Genomic DNA, 21,777 nt, shown 5'->3' on the forward strand with positions numbered 1-21,777 from the left:
AAGAGTTAGGAATTTATAATCGAATTATCTACCTACAGCATCAGGCATCTATATCACGTTTATTTGGCGCACAATACACATCACCAAATGTGTAGGGATAATATATAGAAATACAAAAAAACAGTAAGTTTGCACTACAACAAAATAGAGTCTAAAATCATGAAAACAGGAATAACCTTTAGTCCTTTTGATCACTTACATGCAGGTTATGTCAAAATGCTAGAAGAAGCCAAAAAACAATGTGATTACCTAATCGTAGGATTACAGACTAACCCTCATGCAGATCAGAACTATAAAGGACTTGCATCTCAATCATTAGTAGAGCGATACATCCAACTCAAAGCATGTAAATACGTAGACGAGATTGTACCTTATATCACAGAACAAGACTTAGAAGATATTATGCGCTCTTATAAAATTGATGTCCGTATTATCGGGGAAGAATACAAAGGTAAGGACTTTACAGCTAAAGACTATTGCTTAAAAAAGGGAATAGAGATCTATTATAATAAAAGATAAAATGTATCTCCGTTTAATGACATAATGCTATATTTATAATCTAAAAGAGAGAAATCATATGGCCAATCTATTGTATGCACCCGAGCAAGTGCATGTTTCATAATATAATGTAAGGAAGTAAGTTTGCTTTAAATAATAAAGAGATGAGCAAACAAGAAATTATGTACTCTCATGTAGAGGATTGGCAAGCAAGTGGATTGACACAATCAAAGTATTGTGAAAGTGTAGGGATTAACCTAGCGACATTTAGTTATTAGGTAGTAAAATATAAGAATAAGACTGTAGAAGAAAGATCAAGTAACTTTATAGTAATAGGTAAAACACCTAAAACCGAAAGTAAAGAATACGAAATTGTATACCCTAATGGAGTAAAACTTCGTGTAGAAACAAAAGACCTAAGTGAACTCTATTCATTAGTAAACCTTGTGTAATGTTTAGTCTGAGTAGTAGTCATCAATTCTATTTGTATAAATCAGCTTGTGATATGCGCAAGAGTTTCGATAGTCTGTGTGTGTATGTCTTCAAACTAATGTAGACTTTAAGTGTGTAAATATAAGATAGTGTATTAGTTATAAATTTATTACTTTTTGTTGATTATACAACTGCCTTCTTTTAGTTAAAGTTTCTTGTTTTAATACAGCTCTTTTTTCTAATATTTTATCTGAATTACCATAATAGACATCCTTAGGAGTTAGGTTATTAATAGCCTCATGATACCTGTTATTATTGTAGTTTTCTACAAAAATCTCAATAGCATCTATTAGCTCTTCAGGATGATAGTAATTATTAAGTTTTACAACATTTTTCATTGTTCTATGATATCTCTCAATTTTTCCTTGTGTTTGAAGATGTAGAGGTCTACCATGTACTTGTTTCATTTTCATATCATTCTCTAAAAAGATTTTTAAATCTTTTGCGATGTAGCAAGGTCCATTATCAGATAATAATTTAGGTTTTGCTTTTGATTTGAGTTTTGCCTTGTTTATAGCTGTTTCTACGGTTCTTTTTACATCATTAGCCTCCATAGAATCATAGTTCCCAATGAATAATATAGCGACTGTAATCGTCTAAAATCGTACTTAAATAATACCAACCCCATCCAATAATTTTAAAGTATGTGAAGTCTGTTTGCCACATTTGATGTACAAACTGTGTTTTATCTTTAAATTCATTAGATGCTTCTATTAGAATATGATTTGGAGCGGGTATTAAATCTCTCTTCTTTAATATTCTATAAACACTGGACTCTGAGATATAGATACCTTGTTCATCTGTAATTTTATAAGCTAATTCTCGTGAAGATAATTCAGGATATTCTAAAGCTATCTCAACAACTAAGTTTTGTTGACTCTCAGGAATACTATTCCATTGCCGATTACTTATTCGTTTACTCTTTTCTAATCCATCATATCCTTTTTCTAAGTAACGTTTATACCATTTATAAAAGCTACTTTTAGGAATACCAAACTCTTCAAGAGTCTTTTTAACTCCCAATTCACTTGTGGTTACGGTTTGGATTAGCTCATATTTCTCTGCTGCTGTTAGTCTCATATACTTGCGATATAATTCATTTATTCCAGCATGTCTAAGGTTTTTTTTACAATATCGTAACGCAATACCAAATCTGCAACTACCTCTTTTAGTTTTGAATTTTCTTTGCGTAACTCTACTACTTCATCACTGGTAGTCTCTCTTGTAATATCACCAGATAATCGCTTTTTACCTGCTTCTAAAAACTCTTTATTCCATTTATAGAACTGAGCTTGAGTGATAGAATACTTTCTACATAGTTCTGATACAGAAAGCTCTGCTCGTAATCCTTCCATTACGATCAATACTTTTTGTTCTGAGGTAAATAGTCTACGCGTATTTTTACGGATATCCTTTACCATACTTTCTGGTGTTTTCTTACTGACTCTTCCCATAATTATAAAGTTATCATTTTTTAGAAAACACTATCTTATTTTCAGTACATTAATTGTCCACTTTTTGCTGACGATTTACAATTAAATATACTTATTTATTACTTTTTTATACCCTCCTCTATATCCAATCTTTCCACTAGCAAACATAAACATTTGCCTCTGCATTAAAGAATCCTTCTGCTACTTAAATAAATATAATACTACTTACTCCCTCCCTGTCTAATACTATCCTGAATTTTACCATATTCGATATTCCCAACCACACTAAACTTAATTTTTATTGTTTGAAACGTTTCGTGAATATTAATCTTCTCAAGACTACTTATTTACTTATACATTTTTCTATCAATTAAAAACAATCTCCCCTTACCTAATCTCCATCAAATATAGTTTAATATGCTTCTATTATTTTATTTTTTTAGCACAAAACAATCACATACTAGCCTTATGAGTTCTATATAGTTATATTTCTTTAACTTATCAAAAACACCTTTATTAAAAAAGAGCCAACACTTGCATTTATTATAACTACACTATTTGAATTTAATCAAAATAAGCATAGTTTTGCTTTTAATACAAACTCCTTGTTAAAGGAGAAGGATTATACTTAGTTGTCAATTTTATTCTTTCTCTCTATTTATTTTAAAACAAGAAATAACAAATAACACTGTATAACCTAACTTTAAAACGAATTAAACATCATGACATTAACCCCTTTTAAAATCCGCACCCTGCTACTTTGCCTTATTTTTATATTAACTATCTCTTGTAGTGGTAGTGATGATTGTTCAAATAAAGCTAACTCAGTTCCACCTTATCAAACAGTAGGATTTAAAATTATCGATTCAAATAACAAAGAGATACAATTAGACAGTAAACTAATAAAGATGCACTCTTTTGATAAAAATGAAATAATAGATAGAACCTCTACCTTCTTTTCATGTTTTTCCATTAGCACTAAAAACCCTATCACTTCTAATAAAATTGAATTAGAATACAACAATCAGAAATTCTTAGAACTCAATTACGACAAACAAAAGACAAGAGTTGATTGTCACTCAGATCACTACTACATACAAAGTACTAAACTAAATATTCTGACAAAGCACTACATATTAGAACAACAAATTATAGACAATACTAATATTACCTATATAATCAGACGTGTTAATCTAGAACCCAACAAATAGTGATTCTTTTTTTAGCATTAGTCTATTGCTAGAGTAAAACAAGATATTAGATTTAAAGCGTTTTAAACGCATCTTTTTATCTAGGACAACTATTACCTATTTCTAGCTTAAAAGTCTTGTAATAGGCTTTATTGTCTTTAGAAGACACCTCTTGTCTACTTTTTTTAAAAGCAATAAAAGCGGCACTAGACTTTAGCCCTCTATTTATAAATTTTAACTTTTTAGGTAGCTAAGCTACCACATACTTGTTATCTGATACCCTAAGTTTATAATTAATATAAATAGCTTTCACCTTTATTATAGTAGACTGATACAGTATTATTTAACTATCCATAACTTATTAGATAATCACAACCTAATCTCTATTAATACTAACTATTAAAGACAACTACCTTACAGGTGTAGACTAAGCTTATTAAAAGTAAATCAACTATTTATTAATTATAAAACAATTACTTATTATGAAAAAAATCTATTTTATCGCAGGATTCCTAAGCTTATCAGCACTTGCCATTTCGTGCTCGAATGATGATAACTTTAAAGATGAAGTACAGAAAAACAAACAAAATCAAGGTGAACTGATGTTTATTCCAGACAATCAGACTAACAACACCTCAGATGACACCCCACTAGAGAGAGGAGACGAAGATCTAGATAAAGATAAAAGAAAAGGACCTTTTGTAGACAAAGGAAAAGGTAAAGGAAAATAATTAAGGTTAAACTAAGTCCCCACATATTAATACCTTATTAGTTAGTATAAGGCGCTTCAAAATTGAATCGCTTTATTTTTTTTTACTTTTGTTTAAAAGGGTTATTTATGTGTGTTAGGCTACTATTTTTAGTAATATTTTTATCTTTTGTTTCGTGTTTTAAACCAGAACCTATAAAACCAAGAAACGCCAATTACTTCTTAAATTATTTACATACCGACAATAAAGAAATCTATTTAGATAGCATCTCTAATTTAATAAAACTAGAGCCAAATGACTCTTTAACTAGGGAATTATACTTTAACCTAGCCTCTTGTTATGAAGAACTAGGCCTTTATCGAAAATTTAAAAACAACCTAGAGCAAACCCAGCGATTAGCTAGTCTAAAAAAAGACACTAAGCACATTGCTAAGACCTACTGGTTTTTAGGAGATCATAACGAGGCTAGACAGATCTTAGACAGCGCTTACTACTACTATTTAAAAGCAGAGAAACTATACGCATTAGAAAAAGACAGTATTCTCTGGGCTAAAATGCTCTCTTATAAAGCAGGAGTACTCTATAATACAGGCATCTACACAGAGGCCGAGACTTCTACTGCCCGGGCCTTACAGATATTGTCAAAACAAAAACAAACCCGACTTTACTACGAGGTTAACCTTCAGATGGCTCTTGTTTTAAAAGAGCTAAAAGAATATGACGCTGCCCTTCAGTATTACGCCAAGATTCCCGAACTACTAGACCTATTAGAACAGCAAGGTTACTCTAAAGATCTTTTACAGCGCTCCCAGCTATCTTACTATAATAATCTAGGGAGTTATTACCAGTCTATCTTAGACTATAGCAAGGCACAAGAATACTTTGAAAAAGGATTACAAAACAAGGATATTGATAGTTTCCCTAAGTTAAAAGCAATGCTTTTAAACAACTATGCCTATAATCAAATGCTAGCCAAAAAGGATCCTAAAACAATTGACTCCTTACTTACCCTATCCCTTGAGATACGCCATGAGATTAACCACAAACAAGGAATAACAGCCAGCCTTATGCGCAGTGCTCAGTTTAGCCTTCTCAAACAAGATACCCTTCAGGCAATCTATATCATGACTGGGGTATATAAAAATGCTTTGGAAGATCAAAACGGTTATGAACTGATAAAGAGCTTAAAGTTTTTAGCAGAAAACGATATCAAAAACAAACAAGCCTATACAGAACTCTATTTCACAAAGCAGGACAGCCTGCAGACTATCGATAGACAAACTAGAAACAAATTCGCCAGAATCGCATACGAGACTAGTGAAATATCAAAACAGAACGACCACCTAAATCAGAGAAACTCCCATCTTATTAGTATTATCTTATTAGTGGCGCTACTATCTTTTATTTTATTTGTTGTCTTTAGCCTTCAGATGAAAAACAAAAAACTACTTTATAAACAAAAAGACCAACAAGCCATACAACAGATTCAAACCTTGCTTTTACAGCAACAGAGAATCGCTAATAAAACCAAGATAAAAGAGCGCAAAATAATAGCCAAGAACCTTCACGATTCTATTATCAACAGAGTCTTTACCCTGCGTATTAATCTAGAGCAACTCCCAAGTGAGGCACAAGAGGAAAAAGAAAAGCTAATTGAACAATTAAAACAGATTGAAACACAAACAAGAGCGCTCTCACATGATATGCACAAAACCTTATTTTGCCCAGAACAGGACTTTGGACAAATTCTAGAGGATATTGTAAAGTCTCAAAAGAACTCTTTCCAGACCGCTTTTAACTGCTCTATTGACAAGCTTATCTATTGGGATCTGTACTCGCTTTACCAAAAGGCGCAGCTTTATCTAATACTTCAGGAGTTGCTTCAAAATGTAAATAAACATGCCAAAGCCACTACATGTCTTGTTCTATTTATACTTAAGGACAATCATATACAGCTAAGAGTACATGACAATGGTATAGGTATAGATCCTAAAAAAGTAAAGAAAGGACTAGGCTTTAAAAACATTACCCACAGACTAAAAGCACTAAATGGAACCCTATCAATATCAAGTGAGCATAACACAACTACGGTAAGTGTAAAAATCCCATACTTGCCAAAAGAAAAACAAAACTAATTATACCCAAAAACAATATAAAACCAAATAAAACCCCAATTCTTATGAGAATATTACTAGCCGATGATCACCTAATGACCCTAGAGGGCTATATCTCTATTTTAAATAACGAAGCCAATACCTATTTAAAAGCCCAATCTTGTAAAGAGCTATATAAGCAAATACTAAAACTTGACTATTTAGACCTAGCCATAATAGATCACGATATGCCGGGATACGAAAAAGAAAATCTTCACTCTGGTCTTGACTGCTCCTTGCTGATTAAAGAAAAGTTCCCTTTTTGTAAGATTATCCTTATCACCGCTCATGAGCAGGCACTAATTCTCTATAGCATCTATCAAAAAAGAAGTATAGACGCCCTTGTGGTAAAGTCAGACTTTACCTCAGAGATCTTACATCATCTTACCACCACTAGCCTACCTACACCCTATTACAGCCCCATAGCTAAAGAGGCTATAAAAAAGGTAATTGCCAAAAACACACTCTTAGATTCTAAAAACAGAGAAATCCTGATGTATCTATCTCACGGATATAAGATTTCCCAACTAGAAGCTTTTGTCTTTTTAAGCCCTAGTGCTATCCAAAAGAGAATTAGCAAGATGCTCCACGAGTTTACAGCCTCTGATTACCAAGAGCTCATTCAGATGGTCAAGCAATACCAAATGCTATAACAAAACACAAACTGTCCCCACTTTTTGTTCCCTTCCCTTTATTTTCTCTAGCTAAAGAGTACCCATACGTATTTTAATACCTTCCTTCCCTATCCCCTTCATATGCTCACTAGATAAAAGTAAAAGCCCCAATCAAAGAGCTATCTTACTTTTAATCCCAACTTCTACACTTGTGTTTTACAGACACTTTATCATAGCACTCTTAGCTATCTTATAGCATCCATTTTTATAAACCATTGTATTAGTAACAGCAGTTGAAAAACCAAGTAAACTTATCCGCGCTATTCTACTTTTATTACTACTATTTTAAGATTTAATTAACAATCTAAATACCCGCACTTCCCTTAAAGTTAATTCTTAAGCTTCGATTTTTGACATACACTCTGAATTGCTAAATTTATTTAACATTTAGAAAAAACAAGAAAATATAGCAACAATTCTTACAATTAAGTATCGAATAAAAGTATTTAAACACTAAACCTTAAATGTGCTAAATCTTAAAATAATTTAATAACCAAAATTAATCATTATGAAATTACACAAAAAGATCCTACTTGGATCACTTCTTTGCACGGCATTAGTATCTTGCTCTAATGACAAAGACACTTCTAGCTCAAACAACTTACAATCTCTAGCTGCTTTAAAGTCAGTACCACTAGCGGACATTCCTAAGGGCTTTGACAGCACACAAATGTGTAAAGACGTATACGCTCCAGGCACTGATCCTAGAGGAGCAGTTATCAGAAGTACTAAATGGCCTAACGGTAGTGTAATTACAGTAGGTTTATACGGAGGAAGTACTAAAGTGCGCAACAAAGTAATGCAATACGCTAAAGAGTGGTCTAATCACGCTAATATTACCTTTAACTTCGTAACCACAGGTACACCACAGATCCGTGTTACATTTACTCAAGGAGCTGGATCATACTCTTATTTAGGTACTCAGGCTCTTAATATTCCTTCTAATGAAGAGACAATGAACTTCGGTTGGTTTAACGACAATACTAGTGATGCAGAATTCAGCAGAACAGTTATTCACGAGTTTGGACATGCCCTTGGTATGATACACGAGCACCAACACCCACTTACTTCTATTCCATGGGATAAAAACAAGGTATATACGTATTATGCAGGCTATCCTAACTATTGGAGTAAAAGTGATGTAGACAATAACCTATTTGCTAAATATTCTACGACTCAAACCCAGTATAGCGCATACGACACACAGTCTATTATGCATTACAGCGTGAGCAGTGATTTGACAACAAACGGATTTAGCGTAGGAAACAATACAGTTTTATCTGCTACTGACAAACAGTTTATTGCCTCAGTATATCCATTTTAATTAAAAGTCATAAAATTTAATTCAATTATTTAGTGTCTACCTTGCTATAAGTAAGGTAGGCATTACTTATTTATATCCCTATGCACAGATACTATCTTCTTCTTAGCCTTTACTTTATTAGCCTAGCTGTACATGCGCAAAACCCAAAACAAAGCCCTTATATTATCCCTTACACCACTTGGGATACAGAAGAGCTTAACTGGGATATTGCAGGCAATCAAAGCGGAAAGTTCCCTAACCTATTATCAGAACTTAAATGGAAAGATCTTAGCGGACCTAAACTAGGAATCATCTCAGGTATCCCCATTACACCTAAACTTCAGCTTAAGCTTGAGCTTAGCTACAAGACCATTATATCAGGTAAGGTAAATGACTCAGACTATGCCGGAGATAATAAAGCAGTCAAGACCGCAGAGTTTAACCTTCAGGCAGACAAAGGCCATAGTATAAAGACTAGTTTTGAGCTATCTTATCTACTACTAAGTCGTCAAGACTTTACCCTAAACATACACGCAGGATACCTTGGTTATTATAAGACCCTTTATATGTTAGATAGTGACACTCCTTTAAACAAGGACAAGAAGTTAAATAGCACCTATAAACCAAAATACCATGGCGTAATCTATGGCCTACAGACTAGCTACACTATCCACCCTTGGCAAGCTACTTTAGACATCAGCGGCATACACATCCCGTCTTACTCGGCTAACGCCAACTGGAACCTAAGAGAAGAATTACAGCATCCTATTAGCTTTACCCATAAGTCTAAAGCCAGTGGCTATAACCTAGATCTACACCTTGGATATCACATAAGCAAAAACTTGCAACCTTTTATCACCACTAACTACACCCAACTAGACGCTTCTAAAGGCACTGATAAACTATATAAGATAAATGGTCAAACCCATACCACTCAGTTAAACAGAGTCCATACTAGTAGCTTTCATATAGGCGTGGGTATGAAAATACTTCTATTCTGTAATTAACTGTAATCAATAGGGAGAGAAGAAGAAAAGGGCCGAGCGTAAAGGAAATGTCCAGTGAACATTTTTAGCGATGGAGTCAGGAGGCGACAAGGACTTTAGAAGATGAATGAATTGGAAAAAAGGAGAAAATGAATTTGTATAATAACCAAAATAAAAAAGACTGCGATAAAAAATCTACAGTCTCTTGTTATACAAACATATAAGAATAATCATTTATACTACAGTAGAATCTAACTTAGACATAAGGTCATTTGCAGCATTTTTTGCATTTTCTATATCTTCTTTATTTATCTTGTTTCTATCTGAATCTTCTAATTTCAGCACTAATTGAACTTTACACATATTATATAATGCTCCTACAATTAAAACTGTATTTTCTATTATTAGTTGTTCATCTTTAGATAAATCTTCCCAGTTAACAAATTTCTCATAAGAGGAGTTTACTATTCTACGCATTTTTCTAAGTTGTACAATATACAGTGATTCTAGGTTCAATAGTGTACTATTATATTTTACTGCTGTGTTTTTTAAATCTAATAAATAATGATAAATTTCATTAATTTTCACTTCATTTTCTTTCATTTGCTCCATAGCTTTCTCTGCTTTTCCAGAAATCGCGGAACCTGTAAGGCTAAATATAACTCCTCCCACTAATAAACCAACACCTAAAGTAGCTGCTCCAAGAACTGTTGCCCCTAAAGCCATACCTCCCCCACCTGCTGCAAGTGGACCTCCTCCTAAAGCAGCTAAGGTAGCATTAGTTGCAGCAACCCCACTTAAAGTTGATATTGCTGTCCCTGTAGATGCTGTCCCTAGAGCCATTACAGCTGCTGTAGTTGCTCCAGAAGCAGCAAAGCCACCAGCTGTTCCTAGAGCCGCCCCTCCTAAACCACCAACAAGAATACTTGCTCCTACTGACGCATCTTTTATCTCACTCCCTTTAAACTCAGGTATTTCAACACCTCCTATTTTTATATCTTTAAAATCAGGTCGATTATGGATTCTTTCAAACAAATCAGAAAACTCTTTAAAATTTGCAAGAACTCTCATTTCATTTTTTCCAAGTTCATCCATTTCTGCACATGCGGCTGTATTGGCTTGTTCTAAACGTTCTAAATTTTTATTATTCTCTTCTTGAGCTAATTTCAACTTATCATTAGCTTTTTTCATCTTAACTCCACCATGAATTCCAAGCCCAACACCAGTTCCACCTGCAACAGCAGCAGCAATTCCTATAATTATTGGTAACGGCATACTTTTTCCTTTTTAATATATATATAATTATTATTATTTTACGCAAAAGCTAGGCAAACACTAAAAGAGCAAAACCAAAACTTAATTCACTTTTTATATTAGTGCATATCCATTTGAATGTGGTCATGAAATAATCAAACCTCACTTATTAGTAATCACCTTATTTACGATAATGCAATTACTTATTTTAAGACTATCACACACTTCCTTATTTAATTCATAGTACTCCTGTTTGGTATATACTTGTTTGAAGTATAAATCATAACATTGATCTACTCTACAAAAAATAGGCCTATCTTCATAAATACTACAAAGATTTTCTTTGAAGTATTTACATGTACCATCTCCTTTATCTAAATCAGCATAAAGAGTGACACCCTTTAGATTTTGACAACAAAGTCCACATTTACTACAATCAAACATTAGTTAAAAGTTAATGTATTATTCTTATCCTTCATAAACGAATCTATACTAGTATGATCTCCAAAAGGGGATTTAAAATTTGCTTTTTTATAAATCTCTTGTAATACAATTTTAAAATCTTGTTGATTATCTACTTGCTGTAAAGTAACAACTGCATTATTATATAACTCTGTTTCTTTCTTAAACTGAGCTAAATCAATATCCATTAACTTTACACAGTATTCCTCCAAAAGCTCAGCTTGCATTTTAGAATAAATAACAAAATCATCTATTGTAGGAATAGAATTAAGAGCTTCTACAAGTTTATTTATAGTAGAATTATTATCTAATAAATATAATAGAGAACAACTCATAATACCAGTAACTAGTGTCATAGAAAATACTTGAACTACCTCCCCTAGAACAGGAATAGCTCCAGCACCTGAGCTAGCAATCATATCTCCTACAACTGACCCCACCACAATACTAGCTCCTGTAGCTATAATTTTTGAAGCGGCTCTAAATCGCTCTCCAAACGGCAGACAATCAGGATTAAATAAAAGTATTTTAGTAGCTTCTACTAATGAAGCCCAACAATTTCTAATTATACGAACTAAACTTTTTGCTGTTGTAAAAAAAATATTACATAAAGTTGTGGTTAATGATGATAACACACCAGCTATCGCTCCTTCAATAAACTTTTGCCAAATTTCTTTATATTTACTTCTAGCATTATTATATCCGTTTTTAATCCCCTCTGCAATGCTATTAAATAAATCTTCACCATTTTGCTTCCCTGTTTTGATCTGTTCTCTAACTGCAAACCAAATCTCACTAAAGATTAACCCCAAAGCTTGTCGTAATCCCATAGATACACCAACTTTTGTTGCTGCTTTTGCACTCTCTTTAAAAAATGCAGAACTAGTATAATACGAGACATTTATCTTAGCATTATAGTTCTTTCTAGCTTGTCTATCTTTCTCAAGCATTCTTGTTTTTGTTTCTTCATCAAGTTCTGGATGTAAAGCAATATACTGTTCAATTGTTTTATCTTGCATAGATGCATTTAAACTTTTATTAGTCCATGCAAAATTTTCTTCAGCATCAGCTAATTCTTTCCCACTAAGTCCAGATAATACTCTCCCTCTATCTTCATGAATTTCTTTAGCAGATATAATGTGATCTAATTCGGCTTTTTTATCTGGAGTGATTGCTTTGGTATGTCCATGAAAACCAATAGAACCACCAGTATATTCGTCTTTAATATTCACTCCTGTTTCTTGCCATTTTTCACGTGCGTTATGTTTCTTGCTTCGGAAATTTCCGCTATTATGATAGCCAGCGCCATCATATACTTCCTTGTTATTATATGTATCTTCATTCTTTGAAGACTTATATTTTAATTTTCGATCTTTATCAATTTGGCGTACATTATTAATAGTATCAACATCTCCTCCATATTGATCAGAAACAAGAAAATCCAGTCCAAATGAGGTTATAAGACTCTGAATAACAACACGCTCATATTCAACAAATATGCTATCATACACATTCTCTTGTTTTAAAGGTGCACAACCATTATCAATATCTTTTATAAAATTACTTTCCATATATGACTACTAAACCTCTCCTTCAAGGCTATTAATAAATATTCCAAAATCGCAGGCAATAATCAGGCCGCAATATCAAAAAACAACTTTTAGTGTGTAAACAATCATTACTAAAGGATATAAGACCTAGTTTCTATTAAATTAAGTATCGTAAAATAAATACATTTCTTAATATTGGAGAAAACATTTTGGGTAAGCTTCCTTTTTTTGTTAGTAGAACATACTTAAATTTTATTCTTACAATATCATTACTAAAACAACAAAGACCGACCACATAGTATAATAACTCTTTTATTATTCAATTTAGGCTTTATGAGCTCTATAAAGTAAATTAACTACTATAGAAAAAGCCATTGCCCTAAGACAATAACTTTTCTATATATTTTCATCAAATTTAGTAAATCTCCCTACTCCCCTCCAAAGACAATATCCCCCTTGTCAAAACATAAAAAATTCAATAAGTTTACACAACTTAAAAGGTCAAAAATGAAAATAGGAATTACCTTCAGTCCCTTTGATCACCTACACGCAGGATATATCAAAATGCTAGAAGAAGCTAAGTCACAATGCGATTACCTTATTGTAGGTTTACAAACTAGCCCACATTCTGATAAGGATTATAAAGGATTAGCTCCACAGACATTAGTAGAGCGTTATATTCAGCTTAAAGGGTGTAAATATGTAGATGAGATAGTTCCTTATATCACAGAACAAGATCTAGAAGACATCATGCGTTCTTATAAAATAGATGTACGCATCATTGGAGAAGAATACAAAGGAAAAAACTTTACAGCTAAGAACTTCTGTATAGAGAAGGGAATAGAGATATATTATAATAAACGATAATTAGTGAACTAGGAACTAGAAAATCAATTAGCATAGATTATACAATAACAATACTCCACAAACTGCGTCCTGAACTTGTGAAGGATCCCATCCTATATATCAACAATACAAGACTACAAACTAACAAACAAATTATATCATAAAGACAAAAGCCAAAGATTACTAAATAATCTTTGGCTTTTTTATATTCATTTACTGTTTGATCTATCGGTTCCCCCCCCTAAAACACCTCACTCTTCCACACCACCTGTCCAGGCTTTAACGTCTGTCCTTCAGTAATACGAGCAAAACCCGCTACATAAGCAGCAGGATAAGTACATACATAATCCTCTACTATTACATCGTGATCTACAGTCACATTAGCGTTGATAATACAGTGCTTCCCAATTTTAGCATCAGCTTGTATCACAGCATTTGCTAATACTACCGTACCTTCACCTATCTCTGCAGATGGAGCCACATAAGCCGTAGGATGTATAACTGTAGCAAACCTATGCTTTACTTCACCCACTATACGTTTACGTACCTCATTATTTCCAATTCCTATAATCAACTCTGCCTCCTTTTCATAACGCTCACTATAAGGATTAGAAGCATCATCGAAGTACTCCACACTATTATCATTGTCCAACTGGTAAATCGTATCTTCTACTACCTTACCATGACCACCTTTACCGTATATTAATACTTTATTACTCATTATCAACTATATCATACTCTTGAGGTATCAAAAAACCATCCCTTAGTTTAAAACTAATAGATTCTAAATCTACCTTATCAACAAAACTAGTAGACCAGACAATGACCTTCTTATCTCCGTCTCTAAAAAAAGCACCAGGATAAGGTTTTGTTGTTGCTCTAACCAAACGATCTACTTCTACTACAGTCATTTCCTTATTAATCTCTCCATCTTTAGGGGTTCTTCCTTCCCAATATGTAGCTAAACTATTATCTTGTTCTACTAGCTTAACTTTATCATTGGCCATAGTAGGAAAAACATTTTTTATAAGAGTGATATGAGCTTGATCCACCAAATTATACAAAACAGTTGAGGTCATTTTATCATCTAATTCTATTTCTACTTGTCCTAAAATATCTCCTGTATCAACTCCTTCATCAAGCTTAAACATACTTACACCAGTTTTATCTAATCCTTTTATAATAGCCCAGGGAATTGCAGCTCTACCTCGACCTAATGGCAATAGAGTAGGATGCATTCCTACACAACCATATTTTACTGACTCTAATACTTCGTTAGAAGCTATTTGTGACCAACCTATTATAAATAACCAATCTAATTCAAAACTTTTAATTAAATCAATAGTTTCTTTATCATTAATATGATTAATCTTAAACAAAGGAATACTATGTTTAGAGCTTATGTCATCTAAATATATTCGACCAGATTTTGATTTGGCCTTTTCATCTTTTAATGTAATAACTACATCTAATTGCCCTCCTATATTATATATTTCTTCAATACAAGATAATCCCAACTGTACACATGTAACAAATCCAAATTTCATAATTCTATTTTTTAATATGTTGGTGGTTTTTTAGTTAAATAAGTTAATGTCCTAAAAATAATTTTCACATCGTTTATAAAGTTAATATCCTTTATATATATTCCATCAAACTTAGCTTTTTCCTCTTCTGGCATATTATCATAAGAACTTACCTGAGCCAAACCTGTCAAGCCAGGTTTACAAGATAGAGCTCCATTCTCTTTTCTCAACTCAATAAGTTTGACTTGGCTCTCAATTGGCGGACGAGGGCCTATTAAGCTCATATCTCCTTTAAGAATATTAACTAATTGTGGCAATTCATCAATATTTGTGCGTCTTATAAATTTTCCGAACGGAGTTATTACTAACTTTTTGGTTTCATGTGACTCAACACTTGGAGTATTGACAGGCATACTTCTAAATTTATAAAAATTAAAAACCTCACCATTAATTCCTACGCGACGTTGTTTAAAGATCACAGGTCCAAAATCTTGTAGAAAGATAACTATGCTGATAATACATAATAGTGGTAAAATAATAATTAAAACACTTACAGAAGCCAAAATATCAATAAACCTTTTAAAAAATATCTTATACATTATACTATAAATCTAAATTAAAATATATTGCTTGAAATGCCTCTGCATAATTAAGTCCTCCTTGTCCTCCTCGCATAGCTGCTAATCCCATAATAACTTCTTCTGATCTTGGGTGAGGATAAGGTCTCATTACACCTTCATATGCATCAATAGCTTCAATTTTCTTCATTACATTCTCTTTTCCTACCTCTACAAACATATTGGGTTGAAAACTATTCCCATCAATAGAATAAGCCCAGTCGGTTGAAGAAGGAATTTCCATTAAGAACAATCCCTTAATTGGTTTTATATTATCTCTTCTCTGAAACAATCTTGAAGCTGCCTGACAAGCTTTAGATACTTGGTAATGATCATTATTCAAATCATAAGGATGATGTGTAAAAATATAATCTGGTTGTATCTGCTCAATTACTTTTTCAATAAACTGAACTAACTCCAAATGTGGGACTGTATTGAATTTTATATTTGGAAAATTACCTAATATAGGCGCCTGCGCTCCTAAGATTTCTTGAGATTTATTTGTATGGTGATGTAATAAATCTACATCAGGTCGAAATTGTCTTGCTTCAACATCTCCTGATAAAATACAGTTATAAATCAAATGACCTTCCGCAGACCATTTAGCAGCCGATGCACCAAAACCTAAAGCTTCGTCATCAGGATGTGCTGTCACAGATAATATTACTTTTCTATCTTTCATAATTACTTTATTTATTGTTAAAAGAGATTAATGTTTCTCTCATACCATCTTCTGCTTTAATAGGTAGTCTATTAATCCTTAAAACTGATTTTATTTTATTATTTGATACTACTAAATTAGATGTCATTTTTACTAATCTATTAGTATTTAGCGGAATTGGTAAAAAATCACCAATTTTCGCAATGCATTTAACTATATTTTTAGGGATGAACAATTTAGAAACCTTCTTACCCGTTATTTCACCTATCAGACTAATTATAGTCGATGTAGAAATAGCTTTGTCATCACAAATATGATAAACACCTGAATCAATTATATCTGATTTTTTTATAATTTCACTAATAATAAAACTAAAATTACCTATGGATAAAAATGATCTTTGATTATCAAATTTAGCCAAAGGATAAGGAAAACCTTTACTAATTATTTTATACAAGAGTGTTAGATTTCCTTTATCTCCTGGGCCATGGACCATAGTAGGTCTAAGGATAATCACCTTCTTTCCATTAGGAATATCCTGACTCAACAAATACTCTTCTGCTTTACGTTTTGATTGTCCGTACCAAGAGATAGGATTACAATCCATATCTTCAGTCAAAATACTAGCTCTTCCATTCTCTTCTAATGCTGCTATAGAACTAACATGAATGAATAACTTTGCATCTGATTTTATAAATGTGGTATATAACTCCTTTACTAATTCATAGTTAGCATAATAAAAATCCTGCTCTGTAGCTTCTCCCTTATGGTCATGTGCTTTACCAACTAAATTAATAATAATATCATTTTGATATATTTTCTCTACATTAGCTAAATCACGCAAAGAACTAGAATCAATATCAAATTCTTTTCCTAATGTAGATAACATATTCATACCTATAAACCCTGATGCTCCAAAAACTACTATCATAATTATCTCTTCAACTTATCTAGAGTATTACTGTTTATTTCCTTTCTTCGCTTATCAAAGAACCATCCCCATTTATTAAAATAATAAATAGCTGATTTGATTCCTATTTTTGTTAGACGCCATGACTTATGTGACCCTTTTGCAAAATGATGATAAATACTTACATCTGGGTAAAAAACTGTTCTAAATCCTTTATCTATAATTCGTCGACATAAATCCGTTTCTTCCCCATACATAAATATATTTTCATCGAACATTCCAACCTTTTTAATAACATCACATCTTAAAAACATAAAACAACCTGACAGATAAGGAACATCCATTATGTTATTATACCCTGTAAATTTAAGCTCGAATAAGAGATTCCTTTTTTCAACCATACTTTTAATAGGATTAAATCTTCTTCCAATCCAATCATAAGGAGTTGGTAACAACTTACAAACATACTGAATAGATTTATCAGGATACTTTACTAATGGCATAACATTACCAATATCAACATTTTCCTCCATAAATTCAGTTAAAGTTTCCATTACACTATTATCGAAATAAACATCTGGATTTAGTACTAAATGGTATTTAACGCTATTCTCTATACTTTTCTTTAAGGCAATATTATGGGCTGCGCCAAAACCTGGATTAGATGGATTAAATATGTAAATAATTCTAGAATCCAACAACTTCAAATCACTTAGGCTATCGCTTGGTGAATTATCAACCAAATAAAGACATTCTATCCAATCATTGGACAAGAAGCTTTTTATTGCATCCTCTAACATTTGACGATTATTATTATATAAAACAATCGCTCCTGAAACTCTAATATTCATAAGATATACAACTTTAAACTAAAATTATTTTATCAAAGCAAAAAACAAATCTTTTCTCCATTTTATAATCTGTTTTAAACTAGAACGTTTCCCCGAGGTCACATTATTACTATGACGTCTATAATAAATAAGACATTCATCTACAAAAAACACCTTCCCTTTTAACAAATGCTTTAATCCTACATACCAATCATGCATTGGTAAATTGTTAGAAAAAGGTAAAATGTTAAACTTAACATTTTTTCTAAATGCCATTGTACATCCTAAAAAACGATTCTTAACAAAAATACTAACCACATTTAATAAAGGTTTTTTCTTAAAAAATGTATCACCACATTCATAACCAACATCATCTATAATAACCGCATTAGAGAATACACATGTAATACTTGGCTCGTTATCAAAAACTTTTAATATAGTTATAACTTTATCAGACCTCCAAACATCATCCTGGTCACAAAAGAAAATTATTTCTCCAGTACTATTACGAATTGCATTTTCAAAATTTTTTACTACTCCCTTACCTAATGTATTAAAATATACCTTGATTCTAGAATCTTGAAACTCATTTATAATTTCAAGAGTCTTGTCTTTAGAATAATCATCAGATATAATTATTTCATCACACTCTCTCAACTGTGAAAGAATTGATTCTACTTGTTGCTTGATATATCGCTCTCCATTATATGTAGCTAAACAGACAGAAATCCTATTTTTGACCATAATTTAAAAATCGCTTTTTAATAAAATAAAAACTTTTATGCGTTAGACTCAGTTGTAATACATGTGGTAGATCTACGTAAAGAAAAACTTTAAGCCAGTTACGCCCTTTATAATATTCCTTTAAGTCTTTAATATAAATACTATATCTATGCTTGGATTGCTCATAAGTATGAACATCATTAGAAAAATCTTGTTCTAAACAAACATCTATTACATTTATCATTTTCTCTTTTACCTTTACTTTATCAATAAAATCATGATCACAGAAATCTAAAAATAGTCTTTCGTTATACCCGCCAATCTCTCTAAAGAATGGTATACTAACCATCATTCCAGAATTAATACAACTTAATTTATTTAATTCCATTTCTCCTAAATTTATTTTCTTAAAAGGAGAACATCTATAATTATTAATTTTACAAGGGGATATAATTACATTATTACTTCTTACTACTGGACAATTAATATTCGACAGAGAACTATTAGTAACATACTTTTCATAAAAATCAATAGGTAAAGTAGTATCTTGATCTAGTAATACAATGTATTCCATATTTAATTCATGTCCAATATCTACCATTTTATTGTAAGCATATGGCAAGCCTCTATTTATATTCTCAGTAAAATAATTAACTTCTATAAAATTATCAAACTCATAAAAATAAGTTTCTCTCTTATCGTCGTCTCTCGGAGTATTGTCGAACACAGAAATGTTTAACTTGTTTTTTTTATTTGACATTCTAAAACTATGTATTAAAGTAATGAAAGTTTCACTCTCTTCTAACTCCACACCATACAATACAATGCAATAAACAATTCTCTTATTTAAATTAGCCATGATTGATAATCTTTAATTGTATCAGAAAAAAAAATATTATAGTACAAACAAATAAAACTAATACCAAAAATTAAAAGATAAGGTATTAAGCTAAGACGTTGAGGAAATACATTAATAATTAAAGGATATAAAAGAATTTGAACTATTGATAATAATTCAAATGTACGAATCGAAAAAGTTAAGCCAGTCCCACTAAAAACAAAAAAGAAGATCAACGAAAGCATGTGTATTTTTAATAAAATATCAAAATATTTATACTTAATCAAGTCCCTAAATCTAATTAAAATAAATAACATCACTAATGCTATCAAAATTTTAAAACTAAACAAATTAAGTGTGCTATCTTCCTGCTCTTGAATTATAAGATAAGAAGCTGCCTTACTAAATACTAAATCCAATCTTAACAAAATGATTAAATTTAGGTTAATTAAAGGAATAATTAAACTTAATAGCAAACTATAAAATAGTACCTTTAAGCTAATTCTATATCTTAACACTAACCAAATAGTTATGAATATAATACTTGACAAATGAAAGAGTGTTGACATTACAACACACATAAAGAATCTCTTATTATCCATTGGATATAAATATCTAATTGAATAAAGCAATATTCCTGAAGCTATTGCCGCTCTAATAGTAGTAAAATCCTGTAAAAAAAACAGATTGGTACTATACAATAAAATTGCTAAAGAAAAATATTTAAAATCTTTAATAGAAATAAACTTAAGGCTTAAAGAAATTAGTGCAAACGCAACAAAACTCCATTGCACATAAGATTGTGTAAACCAACTCAATATTACAGGAATTAAACTGGAAAGAAACTCTAATTCCCATTTCTCATTTCGATATACTATATCTTCAAATAAATATTTATAAAAATTAGAATCATTATCTATACCTACTATTCTAGTTCCTGCAAATAGGCCCAAAAAAACTACAAGAATATAAACAATAAACTTACTGTTTTTTTTATTCTTAAATAATGAGATAAGAAAACTAGAACAAACAACAAATACATATATCATTTACAGTAACTTTTTTAATTGGTTATCAATAATATTAGGCCAACAATATGCTTTAGAAAAAGTACTAACCTCTATTTTCTTAGTGTTTAAGTCATTCTTTTTTAAATTTTTAAAAAAACCTTCCCAATCCTTTATAGTAAAAAAGTAAACACTTTTATCTTCAAAATGATACATTAACTCATCTAATTTAGTGGATATAAAAGGAATTTGAGCAGTTATGTAGAAAGATGCCTTTGTTGGATAACAAATATTATAATAAAACCTTTCATCATTATATGGTATAATTCCTAAATCGCATCTAGATACAATATATTGAGCTTCTTCTTCCACATAATTACCTAAATAATATATATTTTCTTTATTGCTTAAATGATCAATCCATTCACCATTTGTACCTAGTAACAATAAAACCACATTATCACAATTAGAAACTATATCTATAAGCTGTTCTATTTGTCTTCCTTTATTTAATGTTCCTGCGTAAACTAACTTAATTTTTTCTTCTCCTTCCAAAATAGATAATATTTTATTCCCTATTTTACTATCAGTTAATTGATTCCCTCCATTTATTATATAACTACTATTATGAATAAAATATTTTTCCTTTATATATTTTTCCATATTCATTGATGCAAAAACGAAACACACAGTCCTAATAGAAAACAACTTATTCTCAAATCTTAAAAAAAACTCATCTATATCTAATTCTAAATCTTTAGCTTGTTCATATGGTAAATCATTAATTTCAATTAAGACTTTATTTCTTTTAGAACAAAAAATAAGTAATTCAAAAAATGATTTAAAGAGAATATTTATCTTTAAAAATTGTTTTGGATACAAATAAAAGAAAGTCCCTAAATGAATAAATATAATTCGTTCCTTAAAAAAAAACAGTATACTCAATATTTTTATAGCATTATATAATCGCAACAATATATTATCCGAAAACACATTAACTACTTTAAAACTACTACTTTTAAAATAATTAGCAAATGCATGATTTCTAGCCATCCCCCCATCATCAACTTTAGTTGAAACATGCCCTATATAATATTCCTTACTCATTCTGTAT

The 21,777-nt window shown here is 31.3% G+C and carries 21 protein-coding genes and 1 pseudogene; 9 read left to right on the forward strand and 13 right to left on the reverse strand.

The features are described from left to right. Positions 1–159: 159 nt before the first annotated feature. Together E0Z07_RS15185 and tnpA are read left to right on the forward strand one after the other, a co-directional pair. A complete protein-coding gene (locus E0Z07_RS15185) occupies positions 160–519 on the forward strand; it encodes an adenylyltransferase/cytidyltransferase family protein (protein WP_207893705.1) in 360 nt (119 codons plus the stop codon). A 143-nt stretch (positions 520–662) separates the two neighbouring features. Further along, entirely contained in the window at positions 663–776 is a 114-nt protein-coding gene (gene tnpA / locus E0Z07_RS18430; protein ID WP_394346844.1) for an IS66 family insertion sequence element accessory protein TnpA, read from the forward strand. Positions 777–1,088: 312 nt separating this feature from the next. Here tnpA and E0Z07_RS15195 read toward each other — a convergent pair. After that, positions 1,089–2,444, reverse strand: a pseudogene (locus E0Z07_RS15195) (IS3 family transposase). Between the two features lie 701 nt (positions 2,445–3,145). On the opposite strand from E0Z07_RS15195, the gene E0Z07_RS15200 reads away from it, so the two are divergent. From E0Z07_RS15200 to E0Z07_RS15225, 6 genes are all read left to right on the forward strand, one after another. Continuing rightward, on the forward strand, positions 3,146–3,634 hold the full coding sequence (locus E0Z07_RS15200) for a hypothetical protein (protein WP_131540921.1): 489 nt from the start codon (positions 3,146–3,148) through the stop codon (positions 3,632–3,634). A gap of 461 nt (positions 3,635–4,095) precedes the next feature. Beyond that, positions 4,096–4,344, forward strand: coding sequence for a hypothetical protein (locus tag E0Z07_RS15205; protein ID WP_038987574.1), 249 nt, complete (start codon positions 4,096–4,098; stop codon positions 4,342–4,344). 107 nt (positions 4,345–4,451) lie between these two features. Further along, a complete protein-coding gene (locus E0Z07_RS15210) occupies positions 4,452–6,458 on the forward strand; it encodes a tetratricopeptide repeat-containing sensor histidine kinase (RefSeq protein WP_131540922.1) in 2,007 nt (668 codons plus the stop codon). Positions 6,459–6,502: 44 nt separating this feature from the next. After that, positions 6,503–7,129, forward strand: a complete 627-nt coding sequence (locus E0Z07_RS15215; RefSeq protein ID WP_063176051.1) for a response regulator — start codon at positions 6,503–6,505, stop codon at positions 7,127–7,129. 529 nt (positions 7,130–7,658) lie between these two features. Next, positions 7,659–8,474, forward strand: coding sequence for a M12 family metallopeptidase (locus E0Z07_RS15220; RefSeq protein WP_063176050.1), 816 nt, complete (start codon positions 7,659–7,661; stop codon positions 8,472–8,474). Positions 8,475–8,554: 80 nt separating this feature from the next. After that, entirely contained in the window at positions 8,555–9,460 is a 906-nt protein-coding gene (locus tag E0Z07_RS15225; protein ID WP_131540923.1) for an omptin family outer membrane protease, read from the forward strand. A 213-nt stretch (positions 9,461–9,673) separates the two neighbouring features. On the opposite strand, the gene E0Z07_RS15230 is transcribed toward E0Z07_RS15225, so the two are convergent. Both E0Z07_RS15230 and E0Z07_RS15240 read right to left on the reverse strand, forming a co-directional pair. Then, complete coding sequence (locus E0Z07_RS15230; RefSeq protein ID WP_131540924.1) at positions 9,674–10,714, reverse strand: hypothetical protein; 1,041 nt, start codon at positions 10,712–10,714, stop codon at positions 9,674–9,676. Between the two features lie 422 nt (positions 10,715–11,136). Continuing rightward, positions 11,137–12,726, reverse strand: a complete 1,590-nt coding sequence (locus tag E0Z07_RS15240; protein WP_131540926.1) for a hypothetical protein — start codon at positions 12,724–12,726, stop codon at positions 11,137–11,139. A gap of 486 nt (positions 12,727–13,212) precedes the next feature. Here E0Z07_RS15240 and E0Z07_RS15245 point away from each other — a divergent pair, with 486 nt between their 5' ends. Then, a complete protein-coding gene (locus E0Z07_RS15245; protein WP_131540927.1) occupies positions 13,213–13,572 on the forward strand; it encodes an adenylyltransferase/cytidyltransferase family protein in 360 nt (119 codons plus the stop codon). 220 nt (positions 13,573–13,792) lie between these two features. Here the strand turns inward: E0Z07_RS15245 and E0Z07_RS15250 are convergent, their stop codons facing one another. The 10 genes from E0Z07_RS15250 to E0Z07_RS15295 are packed head-to-tail and all read right to left on the reverse strand — an operon-like array spanning position 13,793 to position 21,770. Next, the gene (locus E0Z07_RS15250) at positions 13,793–14,272 is read right to left on the reverse strand and encodes a PglD-related sugar-binding protein (RefSeq protein ID WP_131540928.1); all 480 of its coding nucleotides are present in this window, start codon (positions 14,270–14,272) and stop codon (positions 13,793–13,795) included. Continuing rightward, the gene (locus E0Z07_RS15255) at positions 14,265–15,098 is read right to left on the reverse strand and encodes a formyltransferase family protein (RefSeq protein ID WP_131540929.1); all 834 of its coding nucleotides are present in this window, start codon (positions 15,096–15,098) and stop codon (positions 14,265–14,267) included. The genes E0Z07_RS15250 and E0Z07_RS15255 overlap by 8 nt, the downstream gene beginning before the upstream one ends. 11 nt (positions 15,099–15,109) lie before the next feature. After that, a complete protein-coding gene (locus E0Z07_RS15260) occupies positions 15,110–15,676 on the reverse strand; it encodes a sugar transferase (protein WP_131540930.1) in 567 nt (188 codons plus the stop codon). Positions 15,677–15,680: 4 nt separating this feature from the next. After that, positions 15,681–16,376, reverse strand: coding sequence for a PIG-L deacetylase family protein (locus tag E0Z07_RS15265; RefSeq protein ID WP_131540931.1), 696 nt, complete (start codon positions 16,374–16,376; stop codon positions 15,681–15,683). Positions 16,377–16,383: 7 nt separating this feature from the next. Further along, positions 16,384–17,286 (reverse strand): NAD-dependent epimerase/dehydratase family protein, encoded by a 903-nt coding sequence (locus E0Z07_RS15270; protein WP_131540932.1) that lies wholly within the window; start codon positions 17,284–17,286, stop codon positions 16,384–16,386. Between the two features lie 2 nt (positions 17,287–17,288). Continuing rightward, entirely contained in the window at positions 17,289–18,116 is an 828-nt protein-coding gene (locus E0Z07_RS15275; protein WP_131540933.1) for a glycosyltransferase family 2 protein, read from the reverse strand. Between the two features lie 24 nt (positions 18,117–18,140). After that, positions 18,141–18,839 (reverse strand): glycosyltransferase family 2 protein, encoded by a 699-nt coding sequence (locus E0Z07_RS15280; RefSeq protein WP_131540934.1) that lies wholly within the window; start codon positions 18,837–18,839, stop codon positions 18,141–18,143. Continuing rightward, positions 18,826–19,677 carry a glycosyltransferase family protein gene (locus E0Z07_RS15285; RefSeq protein WP_131540935.1) on the reverse strand — a complete coding sequence of 284 codons (852 nt, stop codon included), beginning with the start codon at positions 19,675–19,677 and terminating at the stop codon, positions 18,826–18,828. The genes E0Z07_RS15280 and E0Z07_RS15285 overlap by 14 nt, the downstream gene beginning before the upstream one ends. Next, positions 19,665–20,705, reverse strand: coding sequence for an EpsG family protein (locus E0Z07_RS15290; RefSeq protein ID WP_131540936.1), 1,041 nt, complete (start codon positions 20,703–20,705; stop codon positions 19,665–19,667). The genes E0Z07_RS15285 and E0Z07_RS15290 overlap by 13 nt, the downstream gene beginning before the upstream one ends. Next, positions 20,706–21,770: a glycosyltransferase family protein gene (locus E0Z07_RS15295; protein ID WP_131540937.1), complete on the reverse strand. Its 1,065-nt coding sequence runs from the start codon at positions 21,768–21,770 to the stop codon at positions 20,706–20,708. Positions 21,771–21,777: the final 7 nt, after the last annotated feature.

Origin of the sequence: Myroides odoratimimus (assembly GCF_004337635.1) — a bacterium.
Taxonomy (GTDB): Bacteria; Bacteroidota; Bacteroidia; order Flavobacteriales; family Flavobacteriaceae; genus Flavobacterium; species Flavobacterium odoratimimum.